This window comes from Pseudomonas sp. B21-059 (genome assembly GCF_026016285.1).
In the GTDB taxonomy this organism is placed as follows: domain Bacteria; phylum Pseudomonadota; class Gammaproteobacteria; order Pseudomonadales; family Pseudomonadaceae; genus Aquipseudomonas; species Aquipseudomonas danubii.
In genome coordinates this window covers 4,410,773-4,426,900 of record NZ_CP087201.1, presented here as the reverse complement: position 1 = coordinate 4,426,900, position 16,128 = coordinate 4,410,773, and the positions used below count along the sequence as shown (strand labels likewise).

Below are 16,128 nucleotides of genomic sequence, written 5' to 3'. Positions count from 1 at the left end.
TTTCCCAGCACTTGAGCGCTCTATCGCCCCCCCAAGCTCGTGATAGCATCCGCGCCTATGAAGTTTCCAGGAAGATTTACCAGCGGCTTTTTGCTGTTGTTCACAAGCTGTGCGGCGCTGGCGCAGAGCGAATTGGATGTCAGGGTAAAGCCCGCCAATGACGAGCTGAAAGCCAATGTGGAAGGTTACATTGGCGGTGTCGGTGATCGCGATGAAGAAGCCCTGCTGCGATTCAGCCGGGGCGCCGAGGAGCAGGCGAAGAAAGCCGCCCAGGCATTGGGCTACTACCAGCCCCGTATCGAAAGCGAAGTGCGCGGCGGCGAGAAACCCCGCCTGTTGTTGCGTATCGACCCCGGCGAGCCGGTGCATCTGCGCAACGTGACGATCCGGGTCGAAGGCCCGGCAGCGTCCCTCAAGTCCTTCCGCACCCCTGACAGTGACCAGCTCAAGCCTGGCGCTGTGCTCAATCATGGCCGTTACGAAGATGCCAAGCGCCTGATCCAAAACCAGGCCTCGCGCTACGGTTTTTTCAGCGGGCGTTTTACCCGCCAGCAATTGTCGGTAGACCCTCTGGCCGGGGTGGCGGACATCGAACTGGTGTATGACAGCGGTCCGCGTTATGCCCTGGGCAAGGTCAGCTTCACCGGGGATTCTTTGTTCGACGAAGACCTGTTGCGGCGCATGGTGCCCTTCAAGAGCGGCGCCCCCTACGACTCCGAGCTGATTGCCGAACTCAACCAGGCGCTACAGTCCAGCGGCTATTTCGAGGGTGTGCGGGTCGATGCCGCGCCCACGGCTGCCGAGCACGAGGTGATTCCAGTGGCGGTCCTGCTGGAAACCCGCAAGCCCCGGACCATGGGGCTTGGCCTGGGCTACTCCACCGACGTCGGCCCCCGGGTCAAGGCCAACTGGACCCGGCACTGGGTCAATCCACAGGGTCACAGTTATGGCTGGGAGGCCGAAGTCTCGGCGCCCCGGCAGAACGTCGGCCTGTGGTATGACATTCCCCTGGACCCGCCCCTGACCGACAAGCTGCGCTTCGCCGGTGGTTATCAGAATGAAGAAATCTCCGGCACCGATACCCTGAGTAAGCTGCTCACAGTGGGCCCCGAGTGGCACAGCAAGTTGCCCAGCGGATGGCAGCGCGTGGTCTCGCTGAAGTATCAACGTGAGGAGTATCGCCTTGGGGACGACTCGGGCCTGAGTAATCTGCTGATGCCTGGCCTGACCTATTCCTACCTGCGTAGCGACAATCGTATCGATCCGCACAATGGTTATCGCATTCAATTCGATACCAAGCTGGCCAAGGAAGGCGTGGGCTCCGACACCAACCTGTTGTACGGAACGGTCCTGCTCAAAGGCCTGACCACGGCCTGGGACAATCACCGCTTTCTGGGGCGTGTGCAGTTTGGAGGCAGCGCCACCAACGGTTACAAGTCCATTCCGCCGTCCTTGCGCTTCTTCGCCGGTGGCGACCAGAGCGTGCGTGGCTACGACTACCAGACCCTGTCCCCGAAGAACTCCGAAGGGGATCGCATCGGCGGGCGTTACATGGTGGCTGGCAGTGTCGAGTATCAGTACTCCATTGCCGAGAAATGGCGGATCGCGACCTTTGTCGATCAGGGCAACTCGTTCAACAAACTGGAGCTACCGAACCTCAAGACCGGGGTCGGTGTGGGGCTGCGCTGGGTGTCGCCGGTAGGTCCGATCCGGGTCGACCTGGCCCACGCGATGAATGACGACGGTGGGATTCGCTTGCACTTTTCCATGGGGCCAGAGCTTTGAAGCGCACCTTGAAGATTACGCTGCTGGCGATTCTTGCGCTGGTGATCCTGACCCTTCTGGCCTTGACCACGGTGCTGGGGACCCAGGCCGGCAGCCGCTGGGCCCTGGGCCTGGTGCCGGGGCTGACCCTGGACAATTTCCAGGGCCATCTGGGTGGCCAATGGAGCACAGACCATCTGCTCTGGCAGCAGGACGGCAGTCGGGTCGAGCTCGATTCGGTGAAATTTGCCTGGTCTCCTGCCTGCCTGTTGCGCATGACCCTGTGCATTGAGCAGTTGGAGGCCGATCAGGTCAGCCTGCAGTTCGCTCCCAGCAACGATACCGAAGAAAGCACAGGGCCCATCAGCCTGCCGGAACTGCGTCTGCCCGTGGCCATCGAGCTGGGACAGGTACGGGTCGGCCGCTTGTTGTTCAACGGCAGTGAAGAACTCAAGGGGCTGCAACTGGCGGCGCACTGGACCGCTCAGGGCTTGCAGATCGACTCGGTGCACCTGCAGCGCGATGACCTGAGCCTCGACCTGTCCGGCCTGTTGCAACCCAGTGGCGACTGGCCCCTGACGGCTCAGGGCACCCTCGGCTTGCCCGCTCCTGGCGGTGGTCCCTGGGCCCTGGCTATGCAGGTCGAAGGCGATCTGCTCAAGACCCTGAAACTCAAGGCCGACAGCAGTGGCTATCTGCAAGGGCAGTTGAGCGGTGAGCTGCAACCTCTGGTGGAGAACCTGCCGGCGCAAGTGCGGATCATTGCCAGTGGCTTCAAGGCCAGCGCCGACTTGCCGGACACCCTGCAACTGGATCAGTTGGAACTGACCGGCAAGGGGGACTTGAAAAACGGCTATCAGCTCGACGGCAAGGCCAGTCTGCCGGCGGAGCAAGGGCCGGTGGCTCTGCTGTTGCAAGGCAAGGTCGACGCCAAGGGCGCGCAGATCGCCACGCTGGACCTGCGAGCCAACGACAAGCAGAGCCTCAATCTCAGCGGTCAGCTTGATTGGAGCCAAGGCTTTTCGGCCGAGGCCAAGCTTGCCTGGCTGGATTTTCCCTGGCATCGCCTTTACCCATTGATCGAAGAACCGGCCGTGGCGCTGCGCAGCTTCAATGCAGAAGTGGCCTACCGGGATGGCAACTACCTGGGCAATTTCAAGGGTGACCTGGATGGCCCGGCAGGCGCCTTCAGCTTGAGCAGTCCCTTCAGCGGCGACCTGAGCAAGATCTTCCTGCCGCAATTCCAGCTCACGGCCGGACAAGGCAAGGCCCAGGGGCACCTGAACCTGCAATTTGCCGACGGTGTGGCCTGGGATACGGCGCTGGAACTGTCGGCCATCAACCCGGCCTATTGGCTGGCCGAGTTGCCCGGTACCCTGGCCGGCCCCTTGCGCAGCCAGGGGGAAATGAAGAACGAACAGCTCAAGGTCACAGGCGACCTCGACCTCAAGGGGCGCCTGCGGGGGCAGCCGGCCGTGCTGCTGGCCAAGGCCGACGGAGCCGGGGAGCAGTGGAACCTGAGTGCCCTGGATATCCGCCTGGGGGACAACCGCATCAATGGCTCCGGTAGCCTGCAGCAGAAAATCGCCGGCCAGCTGGACATCAAGCTGCCGCGTCTGGGCCTGCTATGGCCGCAGTTGCGCGGGCAACTCAATGGCCGGGTAGATCTGGCAGGCACACTCAAGGCGCCACAGGGCAAGGTGGACCTCTCGGGGCAGCAACTGGCCTTTGCCGACAACCGCCTGCAAAGCCTCAAACTGGGGGCGACTCTCGACGGCGCACAACAGGCCCAGGTGGATCTCAAGGGCAGTGGAATTCAGGCCGGAGACACCCAGCTTGGCACCCTGACCCTGGCCGGCCAGGGCGATATCAAGAAACAGAAACTGCAACTGGACCTGCAAGGCCCACTGTTGAAACTGGCCCTGGGGCTGGATGGCGCGCTGGATCAAGGCAACTGGCGGGGGCGCCTGGCCAGTGGCGATGTACAGACCGGCGGCCAGGACTGGAAACTGCAGAACCCGGCGAAGCTGGAGCGTTTGGCCAATGGCACCCTCAACTTTGGCGCCCATTGCTGGACCAGCGGCGATGCCAGTTTGTGTGGCGAAGACCAGCGATTGATGCCCGATCCGAAGCTGCGTTATCACCTCAAGCGTTTCCCCATCGACAGCCTGGCTCAATGGCTGCCCAAGGATTTCGCCTGGAAGGGCATGCTCAATGCCGAGGTACAGTTGGACCTGCCGGCCAGCGGTCCCAAAGGCCAGATCCTGCTGGATGCCAGTGGTGGCACCCTGCGGGTCAAGGACAAGGGCCAATGGCTGGACTTCCCCTATCAGGCGTTGAAGCTCGATACCCGCCTCAACCCGCGACGCATCGATACCCAGCTGCAGTTCGACGGCGGCAAGTTGGGCGAACTGATGGTCCAGGCACAGATCAATCCGTTGCCCAAAAGCAAACCGTTGTCCGGGGAGTTCCGCCTCAGTGGTCTGGATCTGTCCGTGGCACGGCCGTTTGTGCCCATGGTGGAGAAACTCAGTGGCAACCTGAACGGCAGTGGACGCTTGTCTGGCGGGCTGTTGGCGCCTCAGGTCAACGGCAATCTGCAACTCAGTGGCGGTGAGGTCTCTGGTTCCGAGCTGCCCATCAGCCTTGAAGACTTGCAATTGAGCGCGCAGATCATGGGCGAGAGCGTGCAACTCAACGGCGGCTGGAAAAGCGGCAAGGCCGGGCAGGGCAACCTCAATGGCAATATCGCCTGGGGGCGAGCCTTGGCGGTGGACCTGAGCCTCAAGGGCACGCAGTTGCCCGTCACTGTCGAGCCCTATGCCGCGCTGGAAATGGCTCCGGACCTGAAGATCTCACTGCAAGACGACAAGCTGGCAATCGACGGCAAGGTGCTGATCCCCAAGGGGCAGATCACCGTACGCGAATTGCCGCCCTCGACGGTCAAGGTTTCCGATGACACGGTCATCGTCGGCCAGCAGACCGACGAGGGTAAGAAGCCCATGGCCATGGCGATGAACATCGATGTGGAAGTGGGCCAGGACAAGCTCAGCTTTGCCGGGTTCGGCCTTACCGCCAACCTGCGGGGGCATGTGCACATTGGCGACAACATGGATACCCGCGGCGAGCTGTGGCTCAACGACGGTCGTTACCGGGCCTATGGCCAGCGCCTGACGGTGCGTCGTGCACGGTTGCTGTTTGCCGGCCCCATCGACCAGCCGTACCTGGATATCGAGGCAGTGCGCCAGACCGACGACGTGATTGCCGGCATCCGCCTCAGTGGCAGCGCCGAGCAACCGGCGACGCAGATCTTCTCCGAACCGGCCATGAGTCAGGAACAGGCCTTGTCCTACCTGGTACTGGGGCGGCCGCTGAGCTCCACCGGTGAAGACAACAACATGCTGGCCCAGGCCGCCCTGGGCCTGGGGTTGATGGGCAGTGCCGAGCTTACCGGCGGCATTGCCAAGAACCTGGGCATCCAGGACTTTCAGCTGGACACCCAAGGCAGTGGCAACAGCACCAGCGTGGTGGCCAGCGGCAATATTTCCGAGAAACTCAGTCTGCGTTATGGCGTCGGGGTCTTCGAACCCGCCAGCACCATTGCCTTGCGCTACAAACTGAGCAAGAAGGTCTACCTGGAAGCGGCCAGCGGTTTTGCCAGCTCCCTGGACATCTTCTACAAGCGCGACTTCTAAGGCTCGCCGCCAAAGGGGGCATGGCCCCCTTCTTGTCCACGCCACCTCTCCCTGATCGAACAAGGCGCCCGCCGGTTTTCAAACCGGCGGCGCTGCGCCGTTGATCAACCAAATAAACAGCAAGCTAATCACTGCGTTGACATTGGCTGCCTAGGCAGTAATATCTCGACACACACTCTCTGCCTAGGCAGCTAACTGGTGGTCAGATGAAGCATTTCAAACCCGACGACTTTCACAATTGCCATCTCGGCTTGCTGCTGGGGCGTGCCGCCCTGCTCAAGGACCGGATCATCGACACCCACATGGAGCCCCACGGCATCACTGCCGCGCAGTTCAAGGTGCTGATCATCATGGCCCAGTTCGGCGTCGATACCCCGGCCGAATTGTGCCGCCACCTGTCCCTGGACAGCGGTTCGATGACCCGCATGCTCGACCGCCTGCAGCAGAAGGACTTCCTGGCGCGTCAACGCTCGGAGGACGACCGGCGCCAGGTGCGCCTGGTGCTGACCGAGGAAGGTCGCAAGCTTGCTGATCGGCTGCCTTACATCGGTGCCAATGCAATGAACCAATTGGCGGGTGCCATCTCTCCCGAGGAGTTGCGCACCCTTGAGCAGATTCTCAAGAAAATTTTGCTGGCTGCCGGTGACCCGATCACCATCCTGCGTTTAGGTGAAAAATGAGCAGTAAAACCTCGCGTACCCGCCTCAGCCTGGTGCTGTTGGCCATGAGTCTGGCCGGTTGTGCCAATTACAGCGGCCTGGATACCTCCGGCGTAAGCCTTGAGGCGAAAAGCCTCGCAGCGGGACAGTCTCTCAACGGTGTGACTTTGTCGCCGGCAGCCTGGCCACAAAGTGACTGGTGGAAAAGCCTGGGCGATACCCAGCTTGACGGGCTGATCCAGGAAGCCCTGCGGGACAGCCCGGACATGCAGATCGCCAGTGCCCGTGCCCATCAGGCCAATGCTGCGGCCTATGCCGCGGATGCCGAGCGGATGCCGACCCTGGATGCCAGTGCCGGTATCAGCCGCTCGCGCCTGGCCCGTGACCAGGACCCGCTGGGGCAGGGCGGGGCTTATTCCACGGTGCGCAACATTGGCGCCAGCTTCAATTACAACTTCGATCTCTGGGGGGGCCAGCGCGCGGCCTGGGAAGCAGCGCTGGGGCAGGCCCGAGCCGCTGAAGTCGACCGCCAGGCAGCGAGTCTAACCCTGGCCGCCGATGTAGCGCGTGCCTACAGCGACCTGGGGCGTGCGCATATCGTGTACGACCTGGCGAACGAGGACCTCAAGCGTACCCGGCAGATGCTCGACCTGAGTCGCCGTCGCCTGGACTCCGGGATCGACAGTCAGTACCAGTACCAGCAGACCGAAAGTCTGGAGGCCAGCTCCCAGGCCAGCCTGATCGACGCCGAGAAGCAATTGCAGAGCGCGAAGATCGCCTTGGCCGTGTTGCTCGGCAAGGGTCCGGATCGGGCCGATGACATCTCCCGACCCAAGGTCCTGCAAGCCAGCGCCGTAGCCCTGCCTTCGACGCTGCCTGCTGAACTGCTGGGGCGCCGGCCTGATCTGGTGGCGGCTCGCTGGCGGGTGGAAGCGGCGAGCAAGAACATCGATGCCAGCAAGACCCGTTTCTACCCCAACCTCAACCTCAGTGCGCGAGCGGGCACCGAGGCGTTGCTGGGGGATGCGCTGTTCGGTTCCGCCAGTCGCTTCTTCAGTATCGCGCCGACTGTCTCGCTGCCGATTTTCGACGGCGGGCGGCTGCGGGCTGACCTGGACGCCCGGGATGCCGACTACGACCTGGCAGTCGCGCAATACAACAAGACCCTGGTGGCTGCCCTGGGGGATGTCAGCGACAGCATCTCCCAACTGCGGGAAATCGGACGGCAGATCGTCGCTCAGCAGCACGCCACCGACATCGCTCAGGACTCTTACAACACCGTGGTCCAGCGTTTCGGCTCCGGGATCGGCAACTACCTGGACGTGCTGAGTATTGAGCAGCAACTGCTGCAGGCCCAGCGCCAGCTGGCCACGCTGAATGCTCAGCAGATCGATCTGTCGATTCAATTGATGCAGGCGTTGGGGGGCGGCTTCGGTGCCCAGAACCTGGCTTCGGCCGACCCAGCCCCAGCTCCTCAGACTAAATAATTCGAGGTATTTGTCATGGCCACTGTCGACACTCAAGCAACCGAAAACACCCCGGACGCCGGTAACTCCCGCAAGCGCAAAGTCATGCTCCTGGGGCTGACGGCCATCGTCATTCTCGGCGGTCTGGGCGTGTTCGCCTGGCACGAACTTTATGGGCGCTGGAATGAAAGCACCGACGATGCCTATGTCAACGGCAACGTCGTGGAGATCACCCCGCTGGTCACCGGCACGGTGGTCAGCATCGGCGCCGACGATGGCGATCTGGTGCATGAGGGCCAGGTGCTGATCAACTTCGACCCCAACGATGCCCAGGTCGGCCTGCAAAGTGCCGAGGCCAATCTGGCCCGCACCGTACGCCAGGTGCGCGGCTTGTACAGCAATGTTGATGGCATGCGGGCCCAAGTGGCGGCGCAGAAGGCCGAAGTGCAGAAAGCCCAGGACAACTTCAATCGCCGCAAGAACCTCGCGGCCAGCGGAGCGATTTCCCAGGAGGAACTGTCCCACGCTCGTGATGACCTGACCTCGGCGCAAAATGCCCTGGCCAACGCCCAGCAGCAGCTCAACACCACCAATGCCCTGGTGGACGACACCGTAGTCTCCAATCACCCGGATGTGCAGGCCGCGGCCGCACAGTTGCGCCAGGCCTACCTGAACAACGCCCGCAGCACGCTGATTGCGCCAGTGACCGGTTATGTGGCCAAGCGCACCGTGCAACTGGGCCAGCGGGTCCAGCCGGGCACTGCACTGATGGCGGTGATTCCCCTGGACCAGCTGTGGATCGACGCCAACTTCAAGGAAACCCAGCTGCGTGACATGCGCATTGGCCAGCCGGTAGACATCGAGGCCGACATCTATGGCAGCGATGTGAAGTACAGCGGCACCATCGATAGCCTCGGCGCCGGCACCGGTAGCGCCTTTGCCCTGTTGCCGGCGCAGAACGCCACCGGTAACTGGATCAAGATCGTGCAGCGTGTGCCGGTGCGTATCCACATCAATGCCGATGAGCTGGCCAAGCACCCGCTGCGGGTCGGCCTGTCGACCCTGGTGAACGTCAACCTGCGGGATCAGAGCGGCCCGGTACTGGCCCAGCAACCACCGCAAAAGGCTTCCTTCAGCACCAACGTCTATGACCGTCAGTTGGGCGAGGCCGATGCCCTGATCGCCCGTCTGATCCACGACAACAGCGCGACCATCGGCAAGACGGCCCAGCGCTGATTCGCCAATCCGTCAACCCTGGTGTCGTCTAGAGACCAGGGTGCCAGCCCAGTTCCTAAGGATTCGCGATGAGCAATAACGCGTCTTTCACGCCTCCCAGCCTGCTGCTGAGTACCATCGGCCTGTCACTGGCGACCTTCATGCAGGTGCTCGATACCACCATCGCCAACGTGGCGTTGCCGACCATCTCTGGCAACCTCGGGGTGAGTTCGGAGCAGGGCACCTGGGTCATTACCTCGTTCGCCGTGAGTAACGCCATTGCCTTGCCACTGACCGGCTGGCTGAGCCGGCGTTTCGGTGAAGTGAAGCTGTTTATCTGGGCCACCCTGCTGTTTGTGCTGGCCTCGTTTCTCTGCGGTATTTCCACCTCGATGCCCGAGCTTGTTGGCTTTCGGGTGCTGCAAGGGGTGGTAGCAGGTCCCCTGTATCCCATGACCCAGACCCTGCTGATTGCCGTCTACCCGCCCGCGAAGAGGGGGATGGCCCTGGCGCTGCTGGCCATGGTCACGGTGGTGGCGCCGATTGCCGGGCCGATACTCGGTGGCTGGATCACCGACAGCTACAGCTGGCCGTGGATCTTCTTTATCAATGTGCCGATCGGCCTGTTTGCTGCCTGGGTGGTTCAGCAGCAACTGAAGGCGCGACCGGTGGTGACCAGTCGCCAGCCGATGGACTATATCGGCCTGCTGAGCCTGATCGTCGGGGTCGGTGCCTTGCAGATCGTCCTCGACAAGGGCAACGACCTGGACTGGTTCGAGTCCAACTTCATCATCGCCGGCACGCTGATCTCGGTGATTGCCCTGGCGGTGTTCGTGATCTGGGAAATGACGGATCGGCATCCGGTGGTCAACTTGCGGCTGTTCGCCCATCGCAACTTCCGCATCGGCACCATCGTGCTGGTGGGCGGTTACGCCGGGTTCTTCGGGATCAACCTGATCCTGCCGCAATGGTTGCAGACCCAGATGGGCTACACCGCCACTTGGGCCGGTCTGGCCGTGGCACCGATTGGCATTTTGCCGGTGCTGATGTCGCCCTTTGTCGGCAAGTACGCCCACAAGTTCGACCTGCGCCTGCTGGCTGGCCTGGCGTTCCTGGCCATTGGCCTGAGCTGCTTCATGCGTGCCGGATTCACCAATGAGGTGGACTTCCAGCACATCGCCCTGGTGCAGCTGTTCATGGGGATTGGCGTGGCGCTGTTCTTCATGCCGACCCTGAGCATCCTCATGTCCGACCTGCCGCCGCACCAGATCGCCGACGGCGCCGGCCTGGCGACCTTCCTGCGGACGCTGGGGGGTAGCTTTGCGGCGTCGCTGACGACCTGGATCTGGATTCGTCGGGCGGATCAGCACCATGCCTACATGAGCGAAAGCATGAGCATCTTCGATCCGGTCACCCGGGATGCGTTGAACAACCTCGGCGGTGCCAGCACCCAAGCCTACGCGCAGTTGGACCAAGTGCTCACCAGCCAGGCTTACATGCTCTCGACCGTGGACTATTTCACCTTGCTGGGCTGGGGCTTCATGGGCCTGATTCTGTTGGTGTGGTTGGCCAAGCCACCGTTTGCCGCCAAGGCCGGCCCGGCGTCGGCGGGGCATTGATGCCCAATGTCGTATGAGCTGGCTTGCCAGCGAAGGCGTCCGTAAGGGCGATGCAAGGCTTGCTGGCCACTTCGCCGGCAAGCCGGTTCCTACGGTGTGGCATTTGTTGTAGGGGCTACTTGCCAGCGAAGGCGTCTGTTCAGGACGAACCGGGCAACGCCAGCTGCGTGGGTACGAAATCGAACGCAGCCAGTTGGAAACCCTGCTCGTCCACCTGCAATGCCCAGCCCTGTCGATCCCAATCCCCCAGCACGATGCGTTTGGCGGCCTGTTGGCCAATCTGCAACTTGTGAATCGCCGGGCGGTGGGTATGGCCATGAACCAGGGTGCCCACTCCATGTTCGCGCATGACCCGCGGTATTTCGTCCGGGGTCACATCGACAATGTCGTTGGCTTTCATGCGCGTCTGGGCGCGGCTTTCGTTGCGCAGCTTGCGCGCCAGCTTGCGCCGGGTGCGCAAGGGCAGATGCCGCAGAATCCACAGGCTCAACGGGTTGCGCAGGTAACGACGCATGCGCATGTAGGCTTCGTCGCGGGTGCACAGGCTGTCGCCGTGCATCAGCAGTACCGGCTCACCGTAGAAGTCGACGACGCTGGGGTCCTTGAGCAGGGTGGCGCCGGCTGCCTTGCAAAAGGCCTGGCCGAGCATGAAGTCGCGATTGCCATGCATCAGGAAGACCTGCGTGCCGCTGTCGCTGAGCTCGCGCAGTGCCTGGCAAATGGAAAGCTGGTAGGGGGTCATGGCATCGTCGCCGATCCATACCTCGAAGAAGTCCCCGAGGATGTACAGCGCCTCGGCGGCGCGGGCGCGCCCACCGAGTAAATCCAGAAACGCCCGGGTAATGTCCGGGCGTTCCTCTTCCAGATGCAAATCTGAAATCAGCAGTATCACTCAATGATCTCGGCTTTCTCGATGATCACGTCTTCTGCGGGTACGTCCTGGTGGCCGGATTTCATGGTGGTGGCCACGCCTTTGATCTTGTCGACCACTTCAGTGCCGGCGATCACTTTGCCGAATACTGCGTAGCCCCAGCCTTGAACGGTCTTGCCGCTGTGGTTGAGGAAGCTGTTGTCGGCGACGTTGATGAAGAACTGCGCGGAGGCCGAATGCGGCTCCATGGTACGGGCCATGGCGACGGTGTACTTGTCGTTGGAAAGGCCGTTGTCCGCTTCGTTCTGGATGCTTGGACGCTTGTCTTTCTTTTCTTTCATGCCAGGTTCGAAGCCGCCGCCCTGGATCATGAAGTTACCGATGACGCGGTGAAACACGGTGTTCTCGTAGTGCCCGGCTTTCACGTATTCGACGAAGTTGGCCACGGTCAACGGGGCTTTCTCGGCGTTCAATTCCAGCACGATCTCGCCGTGGTTGGTGGTCAGTTTGACTTGGGTCATGGTCGGTACTCTTTATAAGGAGAAGCGTTTTCAAGAAAATCCTGGGTGGCGGGGCACGCATGCGGTCCGCACCGATTTGGCCATCCTGCAGCCAAGGAGCGCAGTTTAGCGTGACCGCCATGAATTTCGAGGCTGTTTTTTCACTTGCACGCTATTAATAGCCGCAGTTTTAAAGCTGCGCTCTGTCAGGCACTTGACAGCATCGGCTATGATACTCGTTTTGATTTATCAGGCCGCACCCGGCCGCGCACTTGTACGTTCAAGGATCCTATGAGCAAGCCCACTGTCGACCCTACCTCGAATTCCAAGACTGGACCGGCCGTACCGGTCAACTTCCTGCGCCCGATCATCCAGGCGGACCTGGACTCGGGTAAGCACACACAGATCGTGACCCGCTTCCCTCCGGAGCCCAACGGTTACCTGCACATCGGTCACGCCAAGTCGATCTGTGTGAATTTCGGCCTGGCTCAGGAGTTCGGTGGTGTCACCCACCTGCGCTTTGACGACACCAACCCGGCCAAGGAAGACCAGGAGTACATCGACGCCATCGAAAGCGACGTCAAGTGGCTGGGTTTTGAGTGGTCCGGTGAAGTGCGCTATGCCTCGCAATATTTCGACCAATTGCACGACTGGGCCGTGGAACTGATCAAGGCAGGCAAGGCCTACGTCTGCGACCTGACTCCCGAGCAAGCCAGGGAGTACCGCGGTAGCCTCACCGAAGCGGGCAAGAACAGCCCGTTCCGCGAGCGTTCGGTTGAAGAGAACCTGGACTGGTTCGCCCGCATGCGTGCCGGCGAATTCCCAGACGGTGCACGGGTGCTGCGGGCCAAGATCGACATGGCCTCGCCGAACATGAACCTGCGCGACCCGATCATGTATCGCATCCGCCATGCCCATCACCACCAGACCGGTGACAAGTGGTGCATCTACCCCAACTACGACTTCACCCACGGTCAGTCGGACGCCATCGAAGGCATCACCCATTCGATCTGCACCCTGGAATTCGAAAGCCACCGTCCGCTGTACGAATGGTTCCTCGAGCACTTGCCGGTGCCGGCGCACCCGCGTCAGTACGAATTCAGCCGCCTGAACCTGAACTACACCATCACCAGCAAGCGCAAGCTCAAGCAACTGGTGGACGAGCAGCACGTGAATGGTTGGGACGACCCGCGCATGTCGACCCTGTCGGGCTTCCGCCGCCGCGGCTACACCCCGGCATCGATCCGCAATTTCTGCGAGATGGTTGGCACCAACCGCTCTGACGGCGTGGTCGACTACGGCATGCTGGAATTCAGCATCCGCCAGGACCTCGACGCGAATGCCCCGCGCGCCATGTGCGTGCTGCGTCCGTTGAAAGTCGTGATCACCAACTACCCGGAAGACCAGGTCGAGAACCTCGAACTGCCGCGTCATCCGCAGAAAGAAGAACTGGGCGTGCGCAAGCTGCCGTTCGCCCGTGAAATCTACATCGACCGTGATGACTTCATGGAAGAGCCGCCAAAGGGCTACAAGCGCCTGGAGCCCAACGGTGAAGTACGGCTGCGCGGCAGCTACGTGATCCGTGCTGACGAAGCGATCAAGGATGCCGAGGGCAATGTCGTCGAGCTGCGTTGCTCCTACGATCCGGACACCCTGGGCAAGAACCCTGAAGGCCGCAAGGTCAAGGGCGTGATCCACTGGGTGCCGGCTGCCGCCAGCGTCGAGTGCGAAGTGCGCCTGTACGATCGTCTGTTCCGTTCTCCGAACCCGGAGAAGGCCGAGGACAGCGCGAGTTTCCTGGACAACATCAACCCTGACTCCCTGCAAGTGCTCACTGGTTGTCGTGCCGAACCCTCGCTGGGCAACGCACAGCCGGAAGACCGTTTCCAGTTCGAGCGCGAAGGCTACTTCTGCGCGGATATCAAGGACTCGAAACCCGGTGCTCCGGTATTCAACCGTACCGTGACCCTGCGCGACTCCTGGGGTCAGTGATTCAGTCAAGGAACTAACGTGCTAACGATCTACAACACGCTCACCAAGAGCAAAGAAGTCTTCAAGCCTTTGGATGGCAACAAGGTGCGCATGTACGTGTGCGGCATGACCGTGTACGACTACTGCCACCTTGGGCACGGCCGCAGCATGGTGGCCTTCGACCTGATTACCCGCTGGCTGCGTTTCAGCGGTTATGACCTGACGTACGTGCGCAACATCACCGATATCGATGACAAGATCATCAATCGTGCCAATGAGAACGGTGAGTCCTTCGAGGCCTTGACCGAGCGTATGATCGCGGCGATGCACGAGGACGAGGCGCGGCTGAATATCCGCAAGCCGGACATGGAGCCGCGGGCCACCGACCATATCCCTGGCATGCACGCGATGATCCAGACCCTGATCGACAAGGGTTATGCCTACGCTCCGGGCAATGGCGACGTGTACTACCGCGTCGGTAAGTTCATGGGCTATGGCAAGCTGTCGCGCAAGAAGATCGAAGACCTGCGCATCGGTGCGCGGATCGAAGTGGATGAGTCGAAGCAGGATCCGCTGGACTTCGTGCTGTGGAAAGCCGCCAAGCCGGGCGAGCCGAGCTGGGAGTCGCCGTGGGGTGCTGGTCGTCCGGGCTGGCATATCGAGTGCTCGGTGATGTCCACCTGCTGCCTGGGTGAGACCTTCGACATTCATGGCGGTGGCAGCGATCTGGAGTTCCCGCACCACGAGAACGAGATTGCCCAGAGCGAGGCGGCGACCGGCAAGACCTACGCCAATGCCTGGATGCACTGCGGCATGATCCGCATCAATGGCGAGAAGATGTCCAAGTCCTTGAACAACTTCTTCACCATTCGCGACGTGCTCGACAAGTACCATCCGGAAGTGGTGCGTTACCTGCTGGTGGCCAGCCACTACCGCAGCGCCATCAACTACTCGGAAGACAATCTCAAGGACGCCAAGGGCGCGCTGGAGCGTTTCTATCACGCGCTCAAGGGCCTGCCAAAGGTCGCTCCGGCCGGTGGCGAAGCCTTCGTCGAACGTTTCACCCAGGTGATGAACGACGACTTCGGTACTCCGGAAGCCTGTGCCGTACTGTTCGAGATGGTGCGTGAGATCAACCGCCTGCGTGAGAGCGATATCGATGCGGCGGCGGGTCTGGCAGCGCGTCTGAAAGAGCTGGCCAGCGTGCTGGGCGTGCTGCAACTGGAAGCCGATGACTTCCTGCAGGCCGGTGCCGAAGGTCGGGTCGATGGGGCACAGGTCGAGGCGCTGATCCAGGCCCGTCTGGCAGCCCGTGCCAACAAGGATTGGGCTGAGTCCGACCGTATTCGCGATCAGATCACCGCCATGGGCGTGATTCTGGAAGACGGCAAGGGCGGTACGACCTGGCGCCTGGCTGACTAAGCTGGCGTTTGCTGCAACAAGAAACCCGCCTGGTGCGGGTTTTTTGTTGCCCTTCGAACAGTGCCGGATCAGGCCAGCGAGGCGAGGCGCTCCACTGTGTCCGGGTAGCGTTCCACCAGGCGCATCAAGGTCGTGGCCTGGGCGTTGGGTGTGGCGCGGCCTTGTTCCCAGTTTTCCAGGGTACGGGTGTTGGTGCGCAGGTACATGGCGAATACTGAACGCGAGAGGTTGAGTTGCTGGCGGATGTTCATCACCTCGGTGGCAGTGATGGGGGGCAGTTTGTCCAGCTTCACTTTATGGCTGCGCAGGGTGATCTTGCCCTGGCGCTCCTGGGTGAGGGCGTCGATGCCTTCTACCAGTTCGGAAAAGATGTCACGTTTGGTCATGTCTTCTGGCCTCGATTTCACGTTCCAGCAGTTGTTTGAGCTGTTGTCGCTGCTGCGGTAGCAGGTCGTCCATCTGCTCCTTGTCGAACAGGGTGAAGAGCCAGAACTGCGCCCCTCCGGACCACCAGTAATAAACCACTCTCAGCCCGCCACGCCTGCCCTTGTTGCGTCGCTCATCGACGAAACGCATCTTGCGCAAGCCGCCAGTGCCCTGAATCAGAACTCCTGCGTGCGGGTGGCGCAGCAACTCGATCTGCAGTTCGCAGAACAACTCGTCGTCAAGGAAGTCCTTTCGGTACCGTGCAAATGCCGGTAGTTCAATAAACAGAGCATTCATTTCATACGCTTCCTGCGTATAGAGTGGATGACGCTGCAGCTTTGGTCAAGGCCCGCTGAGCGCCGCGTTTGATCTGGCAACAGTCTATGCCTGCGGCATTGGGCTGAATGTCGGACCGGGCCGACGTGACAGGAAGGGCGATTCCGAGTTTCGCTGGGAAGAGGGGAGGGCAGGGCCCCGAAATGCAAAACGGCACCCGAAGGTGCCGTTCTGTTTGTTGCGT

Annotated in this window: 12 protein-coding genes; 8 read left to right on the top strand and 4 right to left on the bottom strand. The window is 61.5% G+C overall.

Annotated features, from left to right (window positions below):
• Positions 1-57: 57 nt before the first annotated feature.
• The 6 genes from LOY69_RS19465 to LOY69_RS19440 all read left to right on the top strand — a co-directional run bounded on the left by LOY69_RS19465 (position 58) and on the right by LOY69_RS19440 (position 10,418).
• Positions 58-1,785, top strand: coding sequence for an autotransporter assembly complex protein TamA (locus tag LOY69_RS19465; RefSeq protein WP_110652837.1), 1,728 nt, complete (start codon positions 58-60; stop codon positions 1,783-1,785).
• Entirely contained in the window at positions 1,782-5,459 is a 3,678-nt protein-coding gene (locus LOY69_RS19460) for a translocation/assembly module TamB domain-containing protein (protein WP_265073450.1), read from the top strand. Before LOY69_RS19465 ends, LOY69_RS19460 begins: the two co-directional genes overlap by 4 nt.
• Before the next feature lie 206 nt (positions 5,460-5,665).
• On the top strand, positions 5,666-6,139 hold the full coding sequence (locus tag LOY69_RS19455; RefSeq protein WP_102864704.1) for a MarR family winged helix-turn-helix transcriptional regulator: 474 nt from the start codon (positions 5,666-5,668) through the stop codon (positions 6,137-6,139).
• On the top strand, positions 6,136-7,605 hold the full coding sequence (locus LOY69_RS19450; protein WP_170003881.1) for an efflux transporter outer membrane subunit: 1,470 nt from the start codon (positions 6,136-6,138) through the stop codon (positions 7,603-7,605). The genes LOY69_RS19455 and LOY69_RS19450 overlap by 4 nt, the downstream gene beginning before the upstream one ends.
• 15 nt (positions 7,606-7,620) lie before the next feature.
• Complete coding sequence (locus tag LOY69_RS19445) at positions 7,621-8,820, top strand: HlyD family efflux transporter periplasmic adaptor subunit (protein WP_213665652.1); 1,200 nt, start codon at positions 7,621-7,623, stop codon at positions 8,818-8,820.
• A gap of 68 nt (positions 8,821-8,888) precedes the next feature.
• Positions 8,889-10,418, top strand: a complete 1,530-nt coding sequence (locus LOY69_RS19440; protein ID WP_102864707.1) for a DHA2 family efflux MFS transporter permease subunit — start codon at positions 8,889-8,891, stop codon at positions 10,416-10,418.
• A gap of 139 nt (positions 10,419-10,557) precedes the next feature.
• On the opposite strand, the gene lpxH is transcribed toward LOY69_RS19440, so the two are convergent.
• Together lpxH and LOY69_RS19430 are read right to left on the bottom strand one after the other, a co-directional pair.
• Entirely contained in the window at positions 10,558-11,310 is a 753-nt protein-coding gene (lpxH, locus tag LOY69_RS19435; protein WP_102864709.1) for a UDP-2,3-diacylglucosamine diphosphatase, read from the bottom strand.
• The gene (locus LOY69_RS19430) at positions 11,307-11,810 is read right to left on the bottom strand and encodes a peptidylprolyl isomerase (protein ID WP_016965727.1); all 504 of its coding nucleotides are present in this window, start codon (positions 11,808-11,810) and stop codon (positions 11,307-11,309) included. Before LOY69_RS19430 ends, lpxH begins: the two co-directional genes overlap by 4 nt.
• Positions 11,811-12,080: 270 nt before the next feature.
• On the opposite strand from LOY69_RS19430, the gene LOY69_RS19425 reads away from it, so the two are divergent.
• Positions 12,081-13,781 carry a glutamine--tRNA ligase/YqeY domain fusion protein gene (locus LOY69_RS19425; RefSeq protein ID WP_265073449.1) on the top strand — a complete coding sequence of 567 codons (1,701 nt, stop codon included), beginning with the start codon at positions 12,081-12,083 and terminating at the stop codon, positions 13,779-13,781.
• 18 nt (positions 13,782-13,799) lie between these two features.
• The gene (cysS, locus tag LOY69_RS19420; protein WP_102881792.1) at positions 13,800-15,182 is read left to right on the top strand and encodes a cysteine--tRNA ligase; all 1,383 of its coding nucleotides are present in this window, start codon (positions 13,800-13,802) and stop codon (positions 15,180-15,182) included.
• Between the two features lie 68 nt (positions 15,183-15,250).
• On the opposite strand, the gene LOY69_RS19415 is transcribed toward cysS, so the two are convergent.
• A complete protein-coding gene (locus LOY69_RS19415) occupies positions 15,251-15,568 on the bottom strand; it encodes a helix-turn-helix domain-containing protein (protein ID WP_102864712.1) in 318 nt (105 codons plus the stop codon).
• Positions 15,555-15,905, bottom strand: coding sequence for a toxin (locus LOY69_RS19410; RefSeq protein WP_207166232.1), 351 nt, complete (start codon positions 15,903-15,905; stop codon positions 15,555-15,557). Before LOY69_RS19410 ends, LOY69_RS19415 begins: the two co-directional genes overlap by 14 nt.
• Positions 15,906-16,128 lie beyond the last annotated feature (223 nt).